Source organism: Vibrio jasicida 090810c (genome assembly GCF_002887615.1).
Taxonomy (GTDB): domain Bacteria; phylum Pseudomonadota; class Gammaproteobacteria; order Enterobacterales; family Vibrionaceae; genus Vibrio; species Vibrio jasicida.
Map to the genome: position 1 here is coordinate 410459 of NZ_CP025792.1, position 21134 is coordinate 431592.

At 43.8% G+C, this 21134-nt stretch carries 12 protein-coding genes; 8 read left to right on the top strand and 4 right to left on the bottom strand.

Translation table 11 applies throughout. The annotated features are described in order from the left end of the window. Positions 1-202: 202 nt before the first annotated feature. From rsmF to C1S73_RS02055, 4 genes are all read right to left on the bottom strand, one after another. Positions 203-1639 (bottom strand): 16S rRNA (cytosine(1407)-C(5))-methyltransferase RsmF, encoded by a 1437-nt coding sequence (gene rsmF / locus C1S73_RS02040; protein WP_038873005.1) that lies wholly within the window; start codon positions 1637-1639, stop codon positions 203-205. A 131-nt stretch (positions 1640-1770) separates the two neighbouring features. Continuing rightward, the gene (locus tag C1S73_RS02045; RefSeq protein WP_038873002.1) at positions 1771-4425 is read right to left on the bottom strand and encodes an MlaD family protein; all 2655 of its coding nucleotides are present in this window, start codon (positions 4423-4425) and stop codon (positions 1771-1773) included. Further along, positions 4418-5665 carry a paraquat-inducible protein A gene (locus tag C1S73_RS02050; protein ID WP_038872999.1) on the bottom strand — a complete coding sequence of 416 codons (1248 nt, stop codon included), beginning with the start codon at positions 5663-5665 and terminating at the stop codon, positions 4418-4420. The genes C1S73_RS02045 and C1S73_RS02050 overlap by 8 nt, the downstream gene beginning before the upstream one ends. Positions 5666-5689: 24 nt before the next feature. Continuing rightward, positions 5690-7486 (bottom strand): ABC transporter ATP-binding protein, encoded by a 1797-nt coding sequence (locus C1S73_RS02055; protein WP_038872996.1) that lies wholly within the window; start codon positions 7484-7486, stop codon positions 5690-5692. Between the two features lie 92 nt (positions 7487-7578). On the opposite strand from C1S73_RS02055, the gene C1S73_RS02060 reads away from it, so the two are divergent. The 8 genes from C1S73_RS02060 to pyrD all read left to right on the top strand — a co-directional run bounded on the left by C1S73_RS02060 (position 7579) and on the right by pyrD (position 21133). Beyond that, positions 7579-8052, top strand: coding sequence for a GAF domain-containing protein (locus C1S73_RS02060; RefSeq protein ID WP_038872993.1), 474 nt, complete (start codon positions 7579-7581; stop codon positions 8050-8052). A gap of 98 nt (positions 8053-8150) precedes the next feature. Next, positions 8151-8777 (top strand): RNA chaperone ProQ, encoded by a 627-nt coding sequence (proQ, locus tag C1S73_RS02065; RefSeq protein WP_038872990.1) that lies wholly within the window; start codon positions 8151-8153, stop codon positions 8775-8777. Between the two features lie 17 nt (positions 8778-8794). Beyond that, positions 8795-10789 carry a carboxy terminal-processing peptidase gene (gene prc / locus C1S73_RS02070; protein ID WP_038872987.1) on the top strand — a complete coding sequence of 665 codons (1995 nt, stop codon included), beginning with the start codon at positions 8795-8797 and terminating at the stop codon, positions 10787-10789. Positions 10790-10999: 210 nt separating this feature from the next. Beyond that, positions 11000-11665, top strand: a complete 666-nt coding sequence (locus C1S73_RS02075; protein ID WP_038872985.1) for a hypothetical protein — start codon at positions 11000-11002, stop codon at positions 11663-11665. Positions 11666-11897: 232 nt separating this feature from the next. Continuing rightward, complete coding sequence (gene pepN / locus C1S73_RS02080) at positions 11898-14504, top strand: aminopeptidase N (RefSeq protein ID WP_038872981.1); 2607 nt, start codon at positions 11898-11900, stop codon at positions 14502-14504. Positions 14505-14570: 66 nt separating this feature from the next. Beyond that, positions 14571-14789, top strand: a complete 219-nt coding sequence (locus C1S73_RS02085) for a DUF2835 domain-containing protein (protein ID WP_078607003.1) — start codon at positions 14571-14573, stop codon at positions 14787-14789. A 198-nt stretch (positions 14790-14987) separates the two neighbouring features. Then, entirely contained in the window at positions 14988-19829 is a 4842-nt protein-coding gene (locus C1S73_RS02090) for an NAD-glutamate dehydrogenase (protein WP_038872978.1), read from the top strand. 293 nt (positions 19830-20122) lie between these two features. Further along, complete coding sequence (gene pyrD / locus C1S73_RS02095; RefSeq protein ID WP_038872975.1) at positions 20123-21133, top strand: quinone-dependent dihydroorotate dehydrogenase; 1011 nt, start codon at positions 20123-20125, stop codon at positions 21131-21133. The last annotated feature ends 1 nt before the right edge of the window (position 21134 follow it).

The window sequence follows — 21134 nt, forward strand, 5'->3', positions numbered from 1 at the left end:
AGAGCCTGCGCTAAACTTTTGACCAACACATATTGTTGGTGAACATAGAGAGAAATGCCGTTTCAAAGCGATGCTTTGATATCTTCAGTTTAGTACAGGGGACTCGAATCGCTAGTGAACCCAGTTCCAATCATGCTTTAGAACCAAAAAGCCATCGTAAATACGATGGCTTTTCATTTATTTATAGCATTTCACTTTGCTACTAAAATAAGTTCTTATCTCGCACTAATTCTCGTGGAAGGCCGTTTTTAATGCGGTTACTTACCCATTTACCAAGGCCAATGATCGCGCCTTCGTACTTCACTAATACTTCGCCTTTGCCGGTTTTCATCTCAGCTGGAATGTTTTGAGGGCGAACGTCTCGGCCCATATACCATTCACGAGCTTCGTCGATCGTAAGCTCAATCGCATTTTTCTCTAAACCTGTCGCCAGCGCCGTTGCTACTTGATGTTGCCAACGGTAGCCATTCTTATGCGCTTCGGCAATCTTGATACCCATGCGAGAGAAACGCAGTTCGCCAATCATCGGCTCTAGTGCGTCTGGGAAAAGCCACACATCTTTATCACGAATCCAAACCGTACTGTCTTCAGGTAACTTGATTTCCATTGCGCTTTGAAGCTGGTTAGCGATATCAGTGGATTCTTTGTTAGACGCTTTAACAAATGGGAATTTACCCATGCGTTTTTTGACTTTTGGTGCTTCTACGGCAGCAAGCTTACGTATACGTGCAACAAAGAAACCCTCACAGTCATACACTTGAGGGAAGATGTGTAAGAAGCCTTCTTCAGTCAACGCCGCCTCGGCATTATTAAACAGATCTTTTAAGCTCTCGAATTCAACCGCGTCACCAAATGTTTCTTTAAGATGATGGCAAACTTGTTGGTTTTCTTCCGTGCTCAACGTGCAGGTTGAATAAACCATCACGCCGCCGGGTTTAAGAGCGTGGAACGCACTTTCGATCAAATCTTTTTGAGTGTCTGCAATTTCAATGACTGATGTTTGCGTCCAGTTCTTCATTGCGTCTTCATCTTTACGCACTGTACCTTCACCGGAACATGGTGCGTCTAACAGAACGGCATCAAATTGTTCTGGTAGCCAGCCACCAAACACACGACCGTCGAAGTTACTTAATGCTGCGTTACGCACACCACAACGTTCGATGTTTGCGTGTAGCACTTTTACACGACTTGCCGCGTATTCATTCGCGACCAAAACGCCTTCATTGTTCATTAAGGCAGCTATTTGAGTTGTTTTAGAGCCCGGAGCCGCAGCGGTATCGAGCACTGCGTCATACGATTCGTCATTCATGAATAAGGCGGATACCGGCATCATTGAGCTGGCTTCTTGAATATAAAACAACCCAGACATGTGTTCTGCGGTATTGCCTAATGGTACGAGCGATTCATCTGCTTCGATCCAAAAACCAGTCTCACACCAGGGTACAGGAGATAACTTCCAACCTTTTGCCTTTGCTCGCTCTAAAAACGCCTCTACGCTGACTTTCAACGTATTAACGCGAATACTCTTGCGCAACGGCTTTTGGCACGACGCTACGAAGTCATCCATGTTGAGGTGGGCAGGAAGAATAGTTTTGATTTTTTCCAGAAATGCTTCTGGGATGTAAACATTAGGATGCAAAGTGGAATCTCGATTGCAGAATTTGCTGCAAATGATATACGAAACTGGGTTAGAAACGAATAGCCACAAAGGCTACGGTAATAAAAAGAGCAGCGATTGCTGCTCTTTAGTCTATCTTGGTTATCTATGAATCATGGTTTGGGGATCGCTGTGCGCCATTCCAACCAACTCTCTTCAGCTTGAGGGTACAAGTAGAAAGAGTGACCTTTTTTTGCTGCTGGTGGAATTTGAGATTGCTCTGGTGTTGAGAAAGCGATACCACCACGTACAAGGCTATCAATTGTACCTGCTTTAATGTTTGCTCCACCTAAACCAATCGAAACATCAACGCCAGACACGTTCCAGAATACACTGTTCTGACGAACTAGGTAGGCATATTCTGGCTGAATTTCAATCTGGGTAATCACACGATCAGCGAATTCTCCTAAATGCACATCCGTTACCTGACCAACTTCCATTTGACGGTATAGGATAGGGGTGCCAATCTGTACTGAGCCACGCTGTTCACTTTGTAAGGTAAAACGCATCCCTTGTGAGCGCGCATTACCTTTCTCTAGATCAAATTTGAATGCTGCTGCACCTTGGCCCGGTTCCACGCTAATGGATTTAGATACTAATGCGCCTAGGTTTTTAACACCGCCTAAGCCAATTTCTGGCTCAGTTAGCCAAAAGTGTGACCCGGTAACGGCAATATCTTCCACATATTCAGGCAAAATACGGGCAGTCACTTCAACCATTTCTCGGCGGAAGTTAGGGACCACTAAAGTGACTTCACCGACTTTGACACCTTGGTATTTTATTGGCATCCCTTTGCTTACTTCCTGAGAACCGTCTGTTTCCAAAGCGATGACACGTCCAAACTTACGCGCTTGCTTTTGATCTTGATAGAGCTTCCAGCGTTGGCCAATTTTGTTCTCAATACCTGGAATTGAATCGAACGCGATACCGCCTTTAATTAAGGATTTAAGCGGGTGTGCCTTAACGGTGATTCCAGCAAGTGAAGCGTCGACCTCAACGCCTGAGCGATTCCAAAATACGGTTTGAGCCGCAATCAGATGTGCGTAGCGGTTTTCAATCGTGGCTTTTACGATGACGCCACCATCGACTAAATTGAAATCAGACACGCTGCCCACGGGCAGATTTCGGTAGAGCAGAGGACTGCCTTTTGAAATCGGAGGCAACTCAGAAGCAAATAAGTTAAGCGTTTTCGAACCACTCTGGTTGTATTGCGCTAATTCAGCTAAAGATTCACTTTGGAATAGCTGGTACTCTTTTTGAATCTTTTCCGCGCCTTGGCTAACAAAGCTGATTGAACCTGTTAACAGTTGTTTGGCCGGTGGGACCGTCACACTGAGGCCCGATTCAGTGAGCTCGGCCGATGCACTGCCTGTTACATAGAAGCGGTTGTTGGATTTGATGAGGTGTTTGTATTCTTGATCAATCAACACATCCATGAAAACTTCATGATTCGCTTGCTGAGCTTTCTCTTCATCGAGTAGTCCTACTTTAATGATTGAACCCACAACAATGCCTTTGTAGAGGACGTTTGCACCGCTATCTAAGCCAAATGAGTTGTCCGAAACAAGGCGAATCGCTATCGATTTCTCCTGCTGCTGATTAAAGACGTTTTTACGAATAGCAGTAAACTGACGTGCACGTTCACCTTCACCTGGAACGATGGTTAAGAAATTGCCACGAACAAGGTTAGCGATATTTTCGACGCCAGAGAGTGATACTTTTGCTTCTTCAAGAACAAAACGTGTACCAGAGGTAAGCATGTCACTGAATGCGGGTTGGATTGCAGCAGAAGCAAGAATGACCTCACGACCTTCAGATAGGTTTAAATCCGTGACTTGGCCGACTTCAATCCCACGATACATGATCGGAGCACCTTCAGCGCTGATTTTGTTGTCATCTGGAAGGGCAATTTTGATTGCGATACCACGGCCTGCGGTTTTAAGGTCTTTATATAAACGAAATTCTTTATAATCTTCGACTGGCTCACCATCGTCTGGTGAGTCGACTGCGATCGCACCACCAAGTAGGGCGCTCATGCTTTCTAGGCGGACATCAACGCCTTCAAAACCGATGCTTGCACCAATACCACTCACATTCCAAAAACGACTGCGGTTGTTGATGATGTGTCGGTATTGATCCTGAATGTTGGCTTGGATCGTAATGGATTTCGCATCTTCGTTTAATTGGTAGCTGTAAACTTCACCAATAGGGATTTTTTTATAAACAATCTGAGAACCAATAGAAACGCCGCCTAAGTCACGACTTTTTAGTTTGATATTGAGCCCTTGAGTGACGCGAAGATCAGTAGGTGCGGAGTCAAGTGCGTGGAACGACGTTTCAAACTCTTTACTGTCACCCGGTTGGATAGAAATGTAGTTACCGGAGACAAGAGCATCTAACCCAGATACACCAGTTAAACTTGCGGTCGGTTTAACGAGCCAAAAGCGTGTTTTCTCATTAAGCAATTTGGTTGCTTCTGGGTAAATGTCTGCATCGACATAAATGCTGCCTAAATCCTCAGACAAGTTGATGTCGCGTACCATACCCACTTCCAAGCCTTGATAGCGAATCGTCGTACGGCCAGCAATTAAACCGGCTGCATCAGAGAAGTGGATTTGTACCCGCTGTCCAGCGTCATGAATGGACTTAACGACGAGCCAACCGGCTAAAATCATCGTCAAGATCGGCAGGAGCCAAAGAGGAGAAATGCCTTTACTCCTCTTTATCTCTGGCTCGTATGACGTTTGAGAACTGTTCTGATCACTCATTAATTGACTCTTTTTCTGATTGTTTTGGGGCTTGGTCCCAGATAAGCCTTGGATCAATGCTCTCCGCGGCGAGCATTGTAAGAACGACAACTACACCAAACGCTACCGCACCGTAGCCTGGTGTGAAATCGAGAATTTGTCCACGATCGACCAATGTCATCATGATAGAGATAACAAACAAATCCATCACGGACCATTTACCGATCCACTTTACTGCAAAGTAAACCATCATTCGCTGTCTTCGAAACACCGAACGTTTAAATTTTATACATAGCAAGATGTAGGTGAGACCAAGGATTTTTGCCACAGGTACGACAATACTGGCAACAAAAATGATCACTGCGATACCGTACATCCCATTTTTGACTAAACCAGCAACGCCCGAAAATATCGTATCTTCTAAACGTTTGCCGTTCGTAAGCAAGATAGAGATAGGGATTAGGTTCGCCGGAAAAATAGCAATGGTTGCTGCGATTAGGTAAGCCCAAGTTTTTTGGATTGAATTTGGCTTACGATGGTAAAGCGCATGATTACAACGGCGGCATTTATCACCTTCTGGTTGAGAAAGGTGACACTCGTGACAATGTACGTCCTTGTGTTCAAAGTCATAGCTCGTCTCAGACTGCCATGACTCCCAGTAGCGACGGACGCTAATACGAGAAATCAACAAAACAGTGAAGATTTGCAGTAGTACGAGGCCGATCAATCCTGGTCCGACGAAAATGTCAGAGTAGTCCTGAAGCTTGAAACAGGAGATTGCAATACTGACCAAAAATACATCCAGCATGACCCAATGTTTAAGGTGTTGGATTAGCCACAGTGAAACCCTAAGTCCTTTAAACCAACGCTTGTGTAATGACCAATGTGCGGTTACGACAGAGCTGCATACGATGAGTGGGGCGAGGGAGCTGCAAAACAGAATTAAGATAGAAAGAAGGACAAAGCCTTCTTGAAACAGCGTAATCATCCCAGATGGCAGTGTTGCCGGTATCATTACACCGAACAGACGAATGCTGATGAAATTAAAAAAATGTGAAGGGATGAACAGGAGAATGCAGGTAACCGCGATAGCAAGATTACCAGACAAGCTTGGACTGCCACCTCGATACAACTCAGTACCGCAGCGTGGGCAGTGCGCATTTCTTCGATTAGGTAAATCGACAATATCGACAGGTAACTCGCAACCTTGGCATAAGCGAACATTATTGGGTTGCGACGCATGTTTAGACAGAGAGGTCACAACGACCTCTCCACTAAGAACGGTTTAAGCGTGGGACTGAATGCCCCCGTATAGGGTTTGATATAAGCCTTCTTGCTCAACAAGCTCACCATGGGTTCCTGTTTGCGTCACTCTTCCGTCCTCAAGCACATAAATCAAATCAGCTTGCTTAACGGCAGATAAGCGGTGCGCGACGATTAGTGTCGTTCTACCACGTAAGAATTCAGTTAACGCCTTATGAAGAGCCGCTTCAGTTGCGGTATCCAATGCAGACGTTGCTTCATCTAGGATAACAAATTGTGGATTACTCAACACCATTCGTGCAATAGCTAAACGTTGACGTTGGCCCCCAGATAGGCGAATACCATTGCGTCCGATTTGCGTATCCAAACCGTGGTTTAGTTGAGAAATTACATCTTGCAACTGCGCAACTTCTAGAGCGCGCCACAATGATATTTCGTCAAAATCCCCACCGAGGGTCAGATTATGCCTCAACGAGTCATTAAATAGTATAGGTTGTTGTAAAACCACGGCAATTTTGTCGCGTATCACTTCAAAGCTAATGTCGTCTGTCAGTTCATCATTAAAACGGATTGAACCTGCGTTTTGTCTGTATACGCCAATCAACAGCTGAATCAGCGTCGATTTACCACCACCACTTGCACCGACCAAGGCTACTTTCTTACCAGCTGGGATGTGTAACGAGAGATCGTCCAACACTTTGTTTTCATTATTGTATGAAAAATCAACATGTTCGATTTTTACATCAACTTCTTTATTTTCTTTGAAAGGATTTACCTTAGAGACAGGTCTATGTTCTTCTTCCAATTCTAATAGGTCGTTAATGCGTTTTAGTGCGGCTTTTGCGCTATACCAAGAGAATTGGATGCCCAGTAGTTCTTGGACTGGAGAGAGCATAAACCAAAGGTAACCGAATACTGCGAAGATTTGACCAATGGTGAGGTCACTGAACATCACCATTAACATCGCAACAGCACGGAACAGCTCAAAGCCAATTAAAAATAAGAGGAAAGAAACTCGACCCGCGGCTTCGGATTGCCATGCATACTTGTCCGCATCAATACGAACTTGGTCAGCGTTGTTCTTCAATTGCTGTAGAAATTCTCGTTCTTTGTTTGCTGCGCGTAATTGATAGATACCATCTAGCGTTTCGACTAATCGATTCTGGAAGATTTCGAATGAATGGTTTTCCTTACGTTTTAGGTGTTTAACCATGCTCCCCAGTTTGCGAGAGAAGTAGATAACGATAGGGTTAACCAAAAGAATAAAGAGGCCGAGACGCCAGTCGAGCCATAGAAGGACAATGGCGGTACCAATCACCGTTAGAAAACTGATAACAAATTTAGCTAACGTAGAACCAATGAATTTATCAATAGTCTCAATGTCGGTGATAAGGTGAGCATTGATGCCACCGCTGCCTTTTGTCTCGTATTGTCGAATACTGATGCGACCGAGTTTGTCGATCATTTTACTTCGCATTTCAAACGTGATGGTTTTGGAGACTAAAGTAAATTGTCGGCTCTGAAGAATATTGAACGCTTGGCTGCCTGCCCGCATGAGCACAACCAAAAAGAGAGTAAAGAAAATATATCCCGTAGGTGTATGCCACGTTTCAGGTAAGACTGCATTCATTGCCGCAAGGCCTGATGCCGGTTTGTCCAATAAGACTTCATCCACCATTAAAGGCATAAGAAGAGGGATTGGAACACTAATCAAGGTTGCAAGAACAGCAATCAAGTTCGCCACAATCAACTTGGACTTGTGCTTTTTGACTTGTGTTATCAACCAAGAACGGCTAATAGTGTCGTTTTTCGGATTCATTGTAATTGAGAATAAGTCCTATTAAAAAGTAGGGCTGCATTGTAGCGCCATACTGTAAGAATGGAAGCCTAAATAAAAAGTAGGAAGTTAATATGAACATAGAACAATACCAAAGACTTACCAAACAAGCCGTAGCGCTGATCGAGTCAGAAAAAGACTACGTCGCGAACCTTGCCAACATCAGCTCACTACTATTTATGGAGCTTGACGAGCTCAACTGGGCGGGTTTTTACCTTAAAAAAGGAAATGAACTGGTACTTGGGCCATTTCAAGGCAAACCTGCTTGCGTTCGTATCCCAATGGGGCGTGGTGTTTGTGGTACAGCTGCTCAAACTAATACCGTACAAAGAGTATACGACGTTCATGAGTTTGAAGGTCACATTGCCTGTGATGCTGCGAGTAATTCGGAAATTGTTATTCCTTTTACTATCAATGGAGAAGTGGCTGGCGTATTGGATATTGATAGCCCAAATATCGGCCGATTCGATGAAACAGACGAAGAAGAACTCACTCATTTTATGTCAGAAGTAGAAAAGCTGCTTAATTCGCACGCTAACGACGCATAAATTCGTCCTCTAGTGTGGTTTTTCCTTGGCATGTCACTATAATACGAGAATATTTTTTCTTAATGCTTCGCGGAAATCCGCTCAAACCAGGAACCCTCATGACTGAAAAGTTAAAAAACAGCAAAGAAGTTATCGCATACATTGCTGAATGTTTCCCTAAGTGCTTTACTTTAGAAGGTGAAGCAAAGCCTCTGAAAATTGGTATTTTTCAAGATCTTGCGGAACGTCTAAATGAAGACGAAAAAGTAAGCAAAACTCAGCTTCGTGCAGCGTTAAGACAGTACACTTCATCATGGCGTTACCTACACGGTGTAAAACCAGGTGCAGTACGTGTTGATCTAGATGGCAACCCATGTGGTGAGCTAGAGGAAGAACACGTAGAACACGCAAAAGCAACACTAGCTGAAAGCAAAGCGAAAGTTCAGGCTCGTCGTAAAGAACAAGCACAAAAAGCTCGTGAAGAGGGTAAGGCGAAAGCGAAACCTGCGGCTAAAAAGCCACAACAGCCTCGTCGTACTAACAAACCAAAAGTACAAAAAGAAAGTAAGCCTGTTGAAACACGCGCGCTAAACGCTGATGAAATCACAATCGGCAATGCAGTAAACGTGAACATGGGTAAAGGAAACATGGCAGCGACCATTGTTGAAGTCAATAAGGAAGATGTACGTGTTCAACTTGCTAACGGCCTGCAAATGGTTGTGAAAGCGGAGCACTTGCGCGCATAAGGGAGATACTCCTACGCATGAATTGCCGTTCAAAAGTGACACTGATTGCTGCTAGCTTCTGGCTAGCAGCATCAGCTCAGGCTCTCGAAGCCAAACTAAACAAAGATGACTTGCCGGTTCTTGCTCCTGAAGTTCAGCATGAAACAGCCAGCAAACGAGTAACTTCTCGATTTACCCGCTCTCATTATAAGCACTTCAATCTGAATGATGATTTCTCTAAAGCGATCTTTGAACGCTACGTAGAAATGCTTGATTACAATAGAAATATTTTTACTCAAGCGGACATTGATTCTTTTAAAGATTGGTCGATCAGTCTTGATGATCAGCTAAAAGCTGGTAACAACAAGATTGCATTTGATGTTTATAACCTTTCGATGCAAAAACGTTTCGAACGTTTTGCCTATGCGTTGACTCTGCTTGATAAAGAAATCAAATTCGATACTGAAGACTTTATTGAACTGGATCGTTCTGAAGCGACTTGGCCTAAAGACGAAGCAGAGTTAAATGAGCTTTGGCGTAAACGCGTTAAATACGACGCTCTAAACCTAAAACTGACTGGTAAAGACTGGCCAGAAATTAAAGAGGTTTTAGAGAAGCGTTACAATAACGCAATGAAGCGAATCACTCAGACTCGTAACGAAGATGCCTTCCAGCTGTACATGAATGCATTCGCTCGAGAAGTCGACCCGCATACTAGCTACTTATCACCTCGCAACGCTGAACAATTTCAATCTGAGATGAACCTCTCTCTTGAAGGTATTGGTGCAGTGCTCCAAATGACGGATGACTACACAGTGATTCGTTCACTTGTTGCAGGTGGTCCGGCATCTAAAAGTAAGCAGTTAGGTGAGGGTGACCGCATCATCGGTGTTGGGCAAGATGGTGAAGATGTTGTTGACGTAATTGGTTGGCGTTTAGATGACGTTGTTCAGTTAATTAAAGGCCCTAAGGGGACTAAAGTTAACCTAGAAATCTTGCCGGATGGTAAAGAAGCTAAGAGTTACGTTGTCACTATTGTGCGTGACAAAGTTCGTTTAGAAGACAGGGCAGTCAAATCTGAAATAATAGAGAAAGACGGTAAGAAAATTGGTGTACTAGAGGTACCAAGTTTCTATGTTGGTCTCTCGAAAGACACAGATAAACTGATTTCTGAACTCAAAACGAAAAACGTTGATGGCATTATCGTCGATTTGCGTAACAACGGCGGCGGTGCTCTAACCGAAGCAACGGCACTGACTGGTCTATTCATCAAAGAAGGCCCTGTTGTTCAAGTTCGTGATAGTTATGGTCGCATCAAAGTTAACGCGGATACTGATGGTCAAGTCAGCTATGATGGACCACTGACGGTATTGATTAACCGTTATAGTGCTTCTGCTTCTGAGATCTTTGCCGCAGCACTGCAAGATTACGATCGTGCCGTGATTTTGGGTGAAAACTCATTCGGTAAAGGGACGGTTCAGCAACATCGTTCATTGAATCATATTTATGATCTTTTCGATAAAGAACTCGGGTATGTTCAGTACACGATTCAAAAGTTCTACCGTATTGATGGCGGAAGTACTCAGAACCGTGGTGTTGCTCCAGATATTGCTTATCCAACGCCTGTGGAACCAAGTGAAACTGGAGAGAGTGTTGAGGACAATGCACTACCATGGGACAGCATTGATAAAGCGAAATATCAGATGTTCCCAAGTAATGACGCTTTGGTTACCAAACTAACAGAACTTCACAACAAACGTATCGCTGATGAAATGGAGTTCCGTTTTATCAATGAAGATATCGAAAAGTATCGTAAAGAGAAGGATGATAACTTATTGTCTCTTAACGAAAAAGTTCGTGAAGAAGAATCTGATGAAGCAGAAGCATTACGTTTGAAGCGCATCAACGAACGCCAAGTTGCAATGGGCAAAAAACCATTTAAGACTTTGGATGACGTGCCGAAAGACTACGAAGCACCAGACGTATACCTGGACGAATCAGTAGCCGTCATGGTTGATATGTTGAAAGGCTAAAAATTTAGTCATAACAACTAGCAATTCTGTTGTTTAAGAGCGAGTCATAGTGATTCGCTCTTTTTTTATGCGCTTTTCGCTAGGAGTATTCACTGCAAATGAGTTAATTCTGCGCTTAATTTTCTTAAACAATTTACGTGATGTAGATCAAATATTTCGCGAAAGTGAGATCTAAAGCCTAAGCTAAAAGAAAACGATAAGGATACCGTTATGAAATGGTTCATTATTTTACTTAGCTTTTGCTGCTTTAGCGTTTCTAGTGCGGAAACCAACAAAGAAGATGAACTCAGTCACTTTGATACTCCTTTTCTCATAGGGGATTGGTACTTAATGAACCCAAACCCTGAGGATTCAGCGGAGAATTTTCGCGCAATCAAACTGACACTTGGTTCTAATTATACTTTCTCAATAGATATCCAAAAGAAAGACTATTCTATCGATCATTGGGAAGGACTATATAACGCTAATGAGGACACCATTGTTCTTGGGTTAAACACAGATGAACCTCAAATCTACGCCTATCAAAACAACCACAACACGCTTGACCTAAACGGTGTGACTTTTACCAAAGGACTCTCCAACGCACTAGCTGGTATTTGGTCAAGCTCTCATGTTGCAGGAGACGGTATGTTGGCGAACAACATCAACCAAATGGACCTTATCCTCCAGCCTGATTTTGTCTTTATGTTCCGTGTCGCTAATGAATCTGGAGAAGAATCAGTGAAACAGGGTGTCTTTTATACCGAGGGTGAACACCTAGTCCTTTTGTACGAAAACGGTGAGCATGGCACGCGCTATAAGCTGAACCAAAACGAGCTTACTATTGAGGATTCTAGTGGAGAGATGTACGCGGTACTCAATCGAGTCACACCCTAAATGATTCATTTCCATTATTTCACGCTGGTTTATTAATAGTGAAATATTCTGATGTTGATTAAATGTTAAACAGAAAGCGGAGCTAAGCCACTAAAAGCTCCGTTTTTTTATAGAAAGACTTGTATTCTGATACCACAACCCCTACAAATAGCTTATATCGTGATACCAGTGTGAGGTGTTTGAGCCTCCGGTCCTGGTATTTTTGTGGTTCTATATACAAGGATTTATGGACATGTCTCAAGCTCCCCAAGCAAAATATCGCAAAGATTATCAAGCGCCTTCGCATGCGATTATTGATATCGATTTAACGTTTGATCTTTACGACAACGACACTATCGTGACCGCAGTATCAAAAGTAGTTCAAAAGGGCGAATCAACAACTTTAGAATTAGACGGTGAAGGGCTAGAGCTTCGCTCCGTAAAAGTAAATGGTGAAGATTGGGCTCATCATGAAGTAAAAGAAGCCTCTTTAGTGCTTAGTGATTTGCCTGCGGAATTTGATTTAGAAATCGTTACTAAGATCGACCCGGAAGCAAACACGGCACTTGAAGGTCTGTACAAATCAGGTGGTGCGTTTTGTACGCAGTGTGAAGCAGAAGGCTTCCGTCGTATTACTTACTACCTAGACCGTCCAGATGTTCTTGCGAAATACACAACAAAAGTGATTGCAGACAAAGCTGCTTATCCGTTCCTACTTAGCAACGGTAACCGCGTTGCAGAAGGCGAAGCAGAAAACGGTCGTCATTGGGTTCAATGGCAAGACCCTCATCCAAAGCCTGCTTATTTGTTTGCACTAGTTGCAGGTGATTTTGATGTTCTACGTGATAAATACACTACGACATCTGGCCGTAAAGTTGACCTAGAAATCTTTGTCGACAAAGGCAACCTAGATCGTGCTGGTCATGCGATGACTTCACTTATCAACTCAATGAAGTGGGATGAAGACCGCTTTGGTCTTGAGTACGACCTAGATATTTACATGATCGTGGCCGTTGATTTCTTCAACATGGGCGCGATGGAAAACAAAGGTCTAAACATCTTCAACTCGAAGTTTGTCCTTGCGAATGAAAAAACCGCGACTGACCGTGAATACCTTGGTATTGAGGCGGTAATCGGTCACGAATACTTCCACAACTGGACGGGTAACCGTGTTACTTGTCGTGACTGGTTCCAGCTGAGTTTGAAAGAGGGCCTAACCGTGTTCCGCGATCAAGAGTTCTCATCTGATCTTGGTTCACGTGCAGTAAACCGCATCGACAACGTTCGCATTATCCGCGGTCCTCAATTCGCGGAAGATTCAAGCCCAATGTCGCATCCAATTCGTCCGGATAAAGTTATTGAAATGAATAACTTCTACACGCTAACCGTGTACGAAAAGGGCAGCGAAGTGATCCGCATGTATCATACGCTACTTGGCGAAGAAGGTTTCCAAAAAGGCATGAAACTGTACTTTGACCGTCATGATGGCACTGCAGCAACGTGTGAAGATTTCGTTTCTGCAATGGAAGACGCAACGGGCGTTGACCTTAAGCAATTCCGTTTATGGTACAGCCAGTCTGGCACGCCAACACTTCGTGTAAACAGTGAATTCAATGCGGAAGCAAAAACTTACGCACTAACGGTTGAGCAATTTACTGAAGCAACGCACGACCAATCAGAAAAACAATCGCTACATATTCCATTCGATATTGAGCTATACGCGCAAAACGGTGACGTGATTCCACTGGTTATCAACGGTGAATCAGTACACAACGTGCTGGACGTGAAGCAAGACAAACAGACTTTCGTATTCGAAAACGTCGCAGAACAACCAGTGCCATCATTGCTTCGTGAGTTCTCTGCACCGGTTAAATTGGAATACGATTACAGCGATGATGAACTGATCTTCTTGATGAAGCACGCAACAAACGATTTTGCTCGTTGGGATGCAAGCCAAATGCTACTAGCGAAGTACATTCGTCAAAACGTAACTAACGTTCAAGCGGGTGGTGAGGTTAAGTTATCAGAAGACTTAATCGATGCATTCCGTGGCGTGTTACTTGATGCGAATCTTGAGCCAGCGTTTATCGCACAAGTTCTGTCTTTACCTTCAATTAACGAAATCACTGGCTGGTACAAGCAGATTGATATTGATGCGGTAGATACGGTACTGAATAGCATTACAGTGTCACTTTCTAAAGAACTAGAAGATGAACTTAGTGCCACTTACCACGCATTGAACCAAGCGGAGTACAGCATTGATCATGACGCTATTGGTAAACGAGCTTTGCGTAACCAATGTCTGCAGTTCCTAGCTCACACTGAAAAGGGCAATGAACTAGCTAAAGCGCAGTACGAGTCATCAAACAACATGACAGACACGATCGCGGCAATGAGTGCAGCGAACAATGCGCAACTTGCATGTCGTGAAGCCCTAATGGCGGACTACAGTGACAAGTGGAAGCACGATGGTCTGATTATGGACAAATGGTTTGTTCTTCAGGGCAGCAACCCGGTTGAAAACGCACTTGAGAAAGTGAAAGAAACCATGAGCCACGAAGCATTTAGCTTGAAGAACCCGAACCGTACGCGTAGCTTGATTGGTTCTTTCTTAAACGCAAACCCTATACGCTTCCATGATAAATCAGGCTCTGGCTACCAGTTTGCTGGTGAGATCCTTCGTCAGTTGAACGATACCAACCCACAAGTGGCGTCTCGTATGATCGATCCTCTATTGAAGTTCCGTAAATACGATGAAGGCCGCCAAGCGCTTATCCGTGCAGAGCTTGAAAAGCTTAAAGCGATGGACAATTTAGCGAAAGACCTATTCGAAAAAGTGACTAAAGCACTAGACGAATAATCTACAAAAGAATAGGGTGGTCGTTAAGGTCACCCTAGTTTTTTGTTCTGACAATAATCCATTCTAATGAACCAGTATTACTTCTCTCTCAATATCTCTTATCAAACATTTCTTTCACACTATTCCGGTGCCGCTAGTTCGGTACAAGTCATCACTGACAATGGTTTAAGAGTGCAACTAGATGCATCAAAATTTAGACCATTTCTTAGTCAATTAGGCGTTAGAGGTCGTTTTAGACTCACAACTGACCAAAATAATAAGTTTCTAAAGTTAGAAACTCTGTGATGCCTGATATTCCTAGTGAGTTAAACAGGAATCTTAGTCACATAATCAAACATTTCACCTCTTACCACTGCGAATTTTTGTTAAACATTTGTAATTATGCTTTTACAATAAGTGTATGCATTACCTATGCTTAGTTTCGGGGTTAAACCCCAAACTAAGTCCCCCTACAAAACAACAATTCTAATGTGGAGTGTGAATATGACCGCGCGTGAAAATGTAGTGCCGGTTCTGCTTGAAAAGGTATACCAACTAATTCAAGACAAACTCGAGCTTTCTCACCAACCGCTTGTAACTAAACTTGCTCAACACTTATTTAGTAACATTGCTGATGATGACTTGATTCAGCGAAACGAATCCGACCTTTATGGTGCCGTGGTTAGTCTGTGGCATCACGTCAATGAAAAGAAACCAGAAGACATCTCTGTAAGGGTATTTAACCCAGCAGTCAGCCGCCAAGGTTGGCAATCGACTCACACTATTGTTGAAATTGTTGTTCCAGATAGCCCATTTTTGGTGGATTCCATCAAGATGGCGCTAACGCGACTCGATCTTGTCTCTCACTTAATGCTTAACAACCCAACGCAACTAGAACGCGATAAGAAAGGGCAAGTGACAGACATTAATGGTGAAGGCGGCGTCCTTCAATCTCTATTCCACATCGAAGTTGATCGCTTAACCAGTAAAGATGAAATGCAAGCGTTAAAAAATGAGCTGCTCACTATCTTGTCTGACACGCGCTTAGTCGTTGATGACTGGAAGCAAATGGTTGAAAAACTTAAGATCGTTACCAACGACCTTGAGAAGAATAAAGATCGTGTTTCAATGAAAACAGATCGTTTAGATGAAACGATCGAATACCTACGCTGGTTAGGGGATCATAACTTCACCTTCATGGGGTATAAGGAATATGATCTTGTTAACGTCAACGGTGATACTGAGCTTCAGCCGGTGGAAGAGAAAGGCCTTGGCATGTTTGCTGATGACAGTCGCGTTCGCAGCATCAAGCTTTCTGAGCTGTCAGACTCTGCGCGCCTTGAAGCGAAAAAACCTTATGCGTTGATCATCACTAAGGGCAATCAAGCCTCTCGTATTCACCGCCCAGCGTACACTGACTACATTGGTGTTAAGAAATTCGACAAGAACGGCAAAGTGATTGGTGAGCACCGTTTCACAGGTCTTTACACTTCTGCTGTATACAACCAAGCCGTACAAAGTATTCCTCTTATCCGCGAGAAAGTGGATCGCATTCTAGAAGCGAGTGGCTACCGCAACGGATCGTACTCCTATAAAGCTCTGCACAACATCCTAGAAAACTACCCACGTGATGAACTGCTTCAAGCTCGTGAAGAAGAACTACTGGAAGTGGGGATGGGCGTCGTGCAAATGCAAGATCGTGACTTGTTACGTCTATTTGTTCGTAAAGACCCTTTTGGGCGTTTCTTTAGCTGCATGGTTTATGTGACAAAAGATCGTTACAACACCGAACTACGTCGCCAAACTCAACGCATTCTTAAGCAGTACTTTGGCTGCGAGCAAGAGGTTGAATTTACGACTTTCTTCTCTGAAAGTCCGTTGGCAAGAACCCATTACATTGTTCGTGTAGACAACAACAACATTGATGTAGACGTGAAAAAGATTGAGCAGAACTTAATGGAAGTATCGACTTCATGGGATGACCGCCTAAAAGAATCCATCATTGCTAACTTCGGTGAGAGTAAAGGTCTTCCTCTTTCAAAAGAATACATGAGCGCGTTCCCTCGTTCATACAAAGAAGACATGATGCCTGGTTCTGCGGTTGCTGACATCGAACGTCTAGAAGCGTTAAGCGATGACAACAAACTGGGTATGCTGTTCTACCGTCCGCAAGAAGAAGCGGCAGAATCTAAAGCGGTTCGCTTAAAGCTTTACCACCGCAACGAGCCAATTCACCTATCTGACGTTATGCCAATGTTGGAAAACCTTGGCTTACGTGTAATCGGCGAATCTCCATATGAGATCGAAACCAACAACGGTCAAACGTTCTGGATCCTTGATTTCTCAATGCTGCATAAGAGCGACAAGACCGTTGATCTTCGTGAAGCTCGCGATCGTTTCCAGCAAGCATTCGCGGCGATTTGGGCAGGTAATTTAGAGAGTGATGGTTTCAACCGTTTGTTGCTAGGCGCTTCACTGTCTGGTCGTGAAATTTCTATTCTTCGTGCATACGCTCGCTACATGCGCCAAGTTGGCTTCCCATTCAGTCAACAATATATTGAAGATACCCTGAGCCATTACCCTGATTTAGCAACAGGTCTGGTGAATCTATTTGCTAAGCGATTCGATCCAAAACACAAGGGTAGTGAGAAAGGTCAGAACGATCTTATCAAGAAAATAACCGAGCAATTGGATCGCGTTGAAAGCCTAGATGATGATCGTATTATCCGTCGTTATATGGAAATGATCATAGCAACGCTACGTACGAACTACTACCAGTTAGACGAAGATAAGCAGCCAAAACCTTGGTTATCATTGAAGATGAAGCCAAGCGAAATCCCTGACATTCCTCAGCCAGTGCCTGCGTTTGAAATCTTCGTGTACGCACCGGATATCGAGGGTGTTCACCTACGTGGCGGTAAAGTCGCGCGTGGTGGTCTACGTTGGTCAGACCGTCAAGAAGACTTCCGTACTGAGATTCTTGGCCTAGTCAAAGCTCAACAAGTTAAAAACACGGTGATTGTTCCAGTGGGAGCAAAAGGTGGCTTCGTATGTAAACGTCAGCACACTCTAACTAACCGTGATGAAATTTTTGCCGAAGGTCAGCGTTGTTATAAACGCTTCATCCGCGCACTATTGGATGTTTCCGATAACATCATCGAAGGTGAAGTCATTCCGCCGAAGAGTGTCGTGCGTCATGATGAGGACGACCCATACTTGGTTGTTGCAGCCGATAAAGGCACTGCAACTTTCTCTGACTTGGCAAACTCTGTATCTGACGAGTATAACTTCTGGCTAGGTGATGCGTTTGCATCAGGTGGCTCTAATGGTTACGACCACAAAGCAATGGGTATCACTGCGAAAGGTGGTTGGGAGTCGGTAAAACGTCACTTCCGTGAAATGGGTATCAACTGTCAAACCACTGATTTCACGGCTATTGGTGTCGGTGATATGGCTGGGGACGTATTTGGTAACGGCATGTTGCTCTCTAAGCACATTCGCTTACAAGCTGCGTTTAACCACATGCACATTTTCATTGACCCGAATCCTGACTCTGCTACCAGTTGGGTAGAGCGTGATCGCTTATTCAACCTCCCTCGATCAAGCTGGGAAGACTACAACGCGGATTTGATCTCGAAGGGCGGTGGTATTTTCTCTCGTCGCTCTAAATCGATCCAATTAACACCAGAAATCCAAAAGATGTTGGGCACTAAGAAAGCATCTTTGCCGCCAAACGATCTGATTAAGATGATCTTACAAATGGAAGTGGATCTACTTTGGAATGGTGGTATCGGTACTTACGTTAAAGCATCTAGCGAAACGCATACCGATGTTGGTGACCGTGCAAACGACGTGCTCCGTATCGACGGACGTGATTTAAAAGCGAAAGTCGTTGGTGAAGGCGGTAACTTAGGTATGACTCAGCTTGGTCGTATCGAGTACGCAACCACAGGTGGACGTGTAAATACCGACTTTGTGGATAACGTTGGTGGTGTAGATTGTTCAGACAACGAAGTGAACATTAAGATCTTCTTGAACGGCCTTGTATCAAATGGCGATTTAACGGTTAAACAACGCAACCTGATTCTTGAATCAATGGAAGACGAAGTTGGCGAAATTGTTTTGGACGATGCTTACCGTCAATCTGAATCGATTTCAGTGACCGAGCAGCAAGGTGTTGGCATTGTTAAAGAGCAAATCCGCTTTATCCATACGATGGAGAAAGCTGGGTACTTGGATCGTGCGCTTGAATACATTCCTGACGACGAAACACTGATTGAACGCGAAAAACAAGGTCTTGGTCTGACGCGTCCCGAGCTTTCAGTGTTGGTTGCTTACGGCAAGATGGTTCTAAAAGAGCAACTCGTTGCTGACGAGATTGCAAATGATGAATTCCATGGAAAACAACTAGTTGCTTACTTTCCAAGTGAGTTACGCCGTAACTACAAAGATCAAATGGTAAACCACCCGCTGCGTGCAGAAATCATCGCGACGGCGTTAGCTAACCAAATGGTTAATGAAATGGGCTGTAATTTCGTGACTCGTCTTCAAGAAGAAACGGGCGCGAGTGTGGTTGATATCGCAAATGCTTACAGTGCAACCCGTGAAATCTTCGGATTGGAAGATATCCTCAAGCAAACCCGTGCTCTAGATAACGTTGCAACAGCGGAAGCACAGTACGAAATCATGTTCTACGTACGCCGTGCACTGCGTCGTATCTCTCGCTGGTTACTACGTAATCGTAGCAGTAAGAGCACAGTGACTGAGTTGGTTGCTTTGTATAAAGACGATGTTCACACTATCACTGAAACACTAGACACCATGCTAGTTGAGTCTGAAGTAGAAGAGCACAACGAACTTGCGAAGAAGTGGGTTGAACGCGGAGTAGAAGAGAAGCTAGCACATCATGTTGCTCGTCTATCAAGCTTACAATCAGCACTGGATATTTCAACAGTAGCAAGCGAAACAGGTAAAACAGTAGAGCAAGCTTCGAAGTTGTACTTCAACTTGGGTGACCGTTTATCACTTCACTGGTTCTTGAAGCAAATCAATAGCCAAGCCGTTGATAATAATTGGCAGGCATTGGCGCGAGCGGCATTCCGTGAAGATCTAGACTGGCAACAACGTCAGTTGACGGCTCAAGTGTTGACTTGTGGTTGTTCAAGCGAAGATCTTGATGTGATTCAAGCGTTAGAGGATTGGATGTCAACGAATGAGCTGTCTTTACATCGTTGGGAGAGTATTCTAAACGAATTTAAAGTCGGTTCAGTTCATGAGTTTGCGAAGTTCTCAGTAGCACTTCGAGAGTTGGTTTTGCTTAACCTAAATTGTTCCTCGAACGAATAGGGTAAGTTGACTCAGATAAAGGCCTCGCAAATGCGAGGCTTTTTAATGCTTAAAGCAATCGAAACCACAAACCTTAGTGACAATGTAACGTAGAGTTCAAGTTTTCATGGCGTGAAATCGTTTGCTTTTAACGAAAAGCCATCAGTTTTGTATAGGTAATAGACTGTTTTTATAAGAAAAATTAAAATAAGAAGTACAATTTTGCTGAATTCATTCATTTTCATTGAATTGAGACGAAAAACAGTAAATAATATTGTCCCGTTTACACGGGGCTTTTTTCTTTCGGAGGCACAATGCTTTACCGTCTAGCCAGAACTGGCTTTTTTCAACTTGATGCCGAAAAGGCACATGATCTTGCAATCAAAAACTTCCAACGTTTCAACGGCACTCCTCTCGATCTTTTCTATCGTCAACAATTACCGAACCGTCCAGTAGAATGCATGGGACTTACATTCCGTAACCCAGTTGGTCTTGCTGCTGGCTTGGATAAAAACGGCGAATGTATCGAAGCATTTGACGCTATGGGCTTTGGTTTTGTCGAAGTTGGTACTGTTACTCCTCGTCCGCAACCCGGTAATGACAAGCCACGCTTGTTCCGCCTAGTTGAAGCGGAAGGTATCATCAACCGTATGGGCTTTAACAACCTAGGTGTGGATCATCTAGTTGAGAATGTGAGAAAGGCAAAATACAACTGCGTTCTTGGTATTAACATTGGTAAGAATAAAGACACACCAATTGAGAACGGGGCAGAGGACTACCTGATTTGTATGGAAAAAGTGTACGAGTACGCAGGTTACATCGCTGTGAATATCTCGTCACCAAATACACCAGGACTTCGTTCGCTTCAGTACGGTGAAGCGTTAGACGAATTACTGTCTGAACTTAAAGAAAAACAGTCAGAACTTGCAGAAAAGCATGCCAAGTACGTACCACTTGCTCTGAAAATTGCACCAGATTTGAGCGATGATGAAATCAGCCAGATTTGTGAGTCTCTGATCAAGAACAACATTGACGGCGTTATAGCAACAAACACAACGCTGGATCGTACTGTTGTTGAAGGCATGAAACATGCAAACGAAGCGGGTGGTCTAAGCGGACGTCCGGTTCAATCACGTTCAACAGAAGTTGTGCGTAAACTTCATGAAGAGCTTGGCGACAAACTTCCGATCATCGGTGTGGGCGGTGTTGACTCATACGTTGCCGCAAAAGAGAAAATGATGGCAGGTGCGCAACTTGTTCAAGTTTACACAGGCTTTATCTACCACGGACCTGGTCTCGTACGCGATATTGTTAAAAATCTATAAG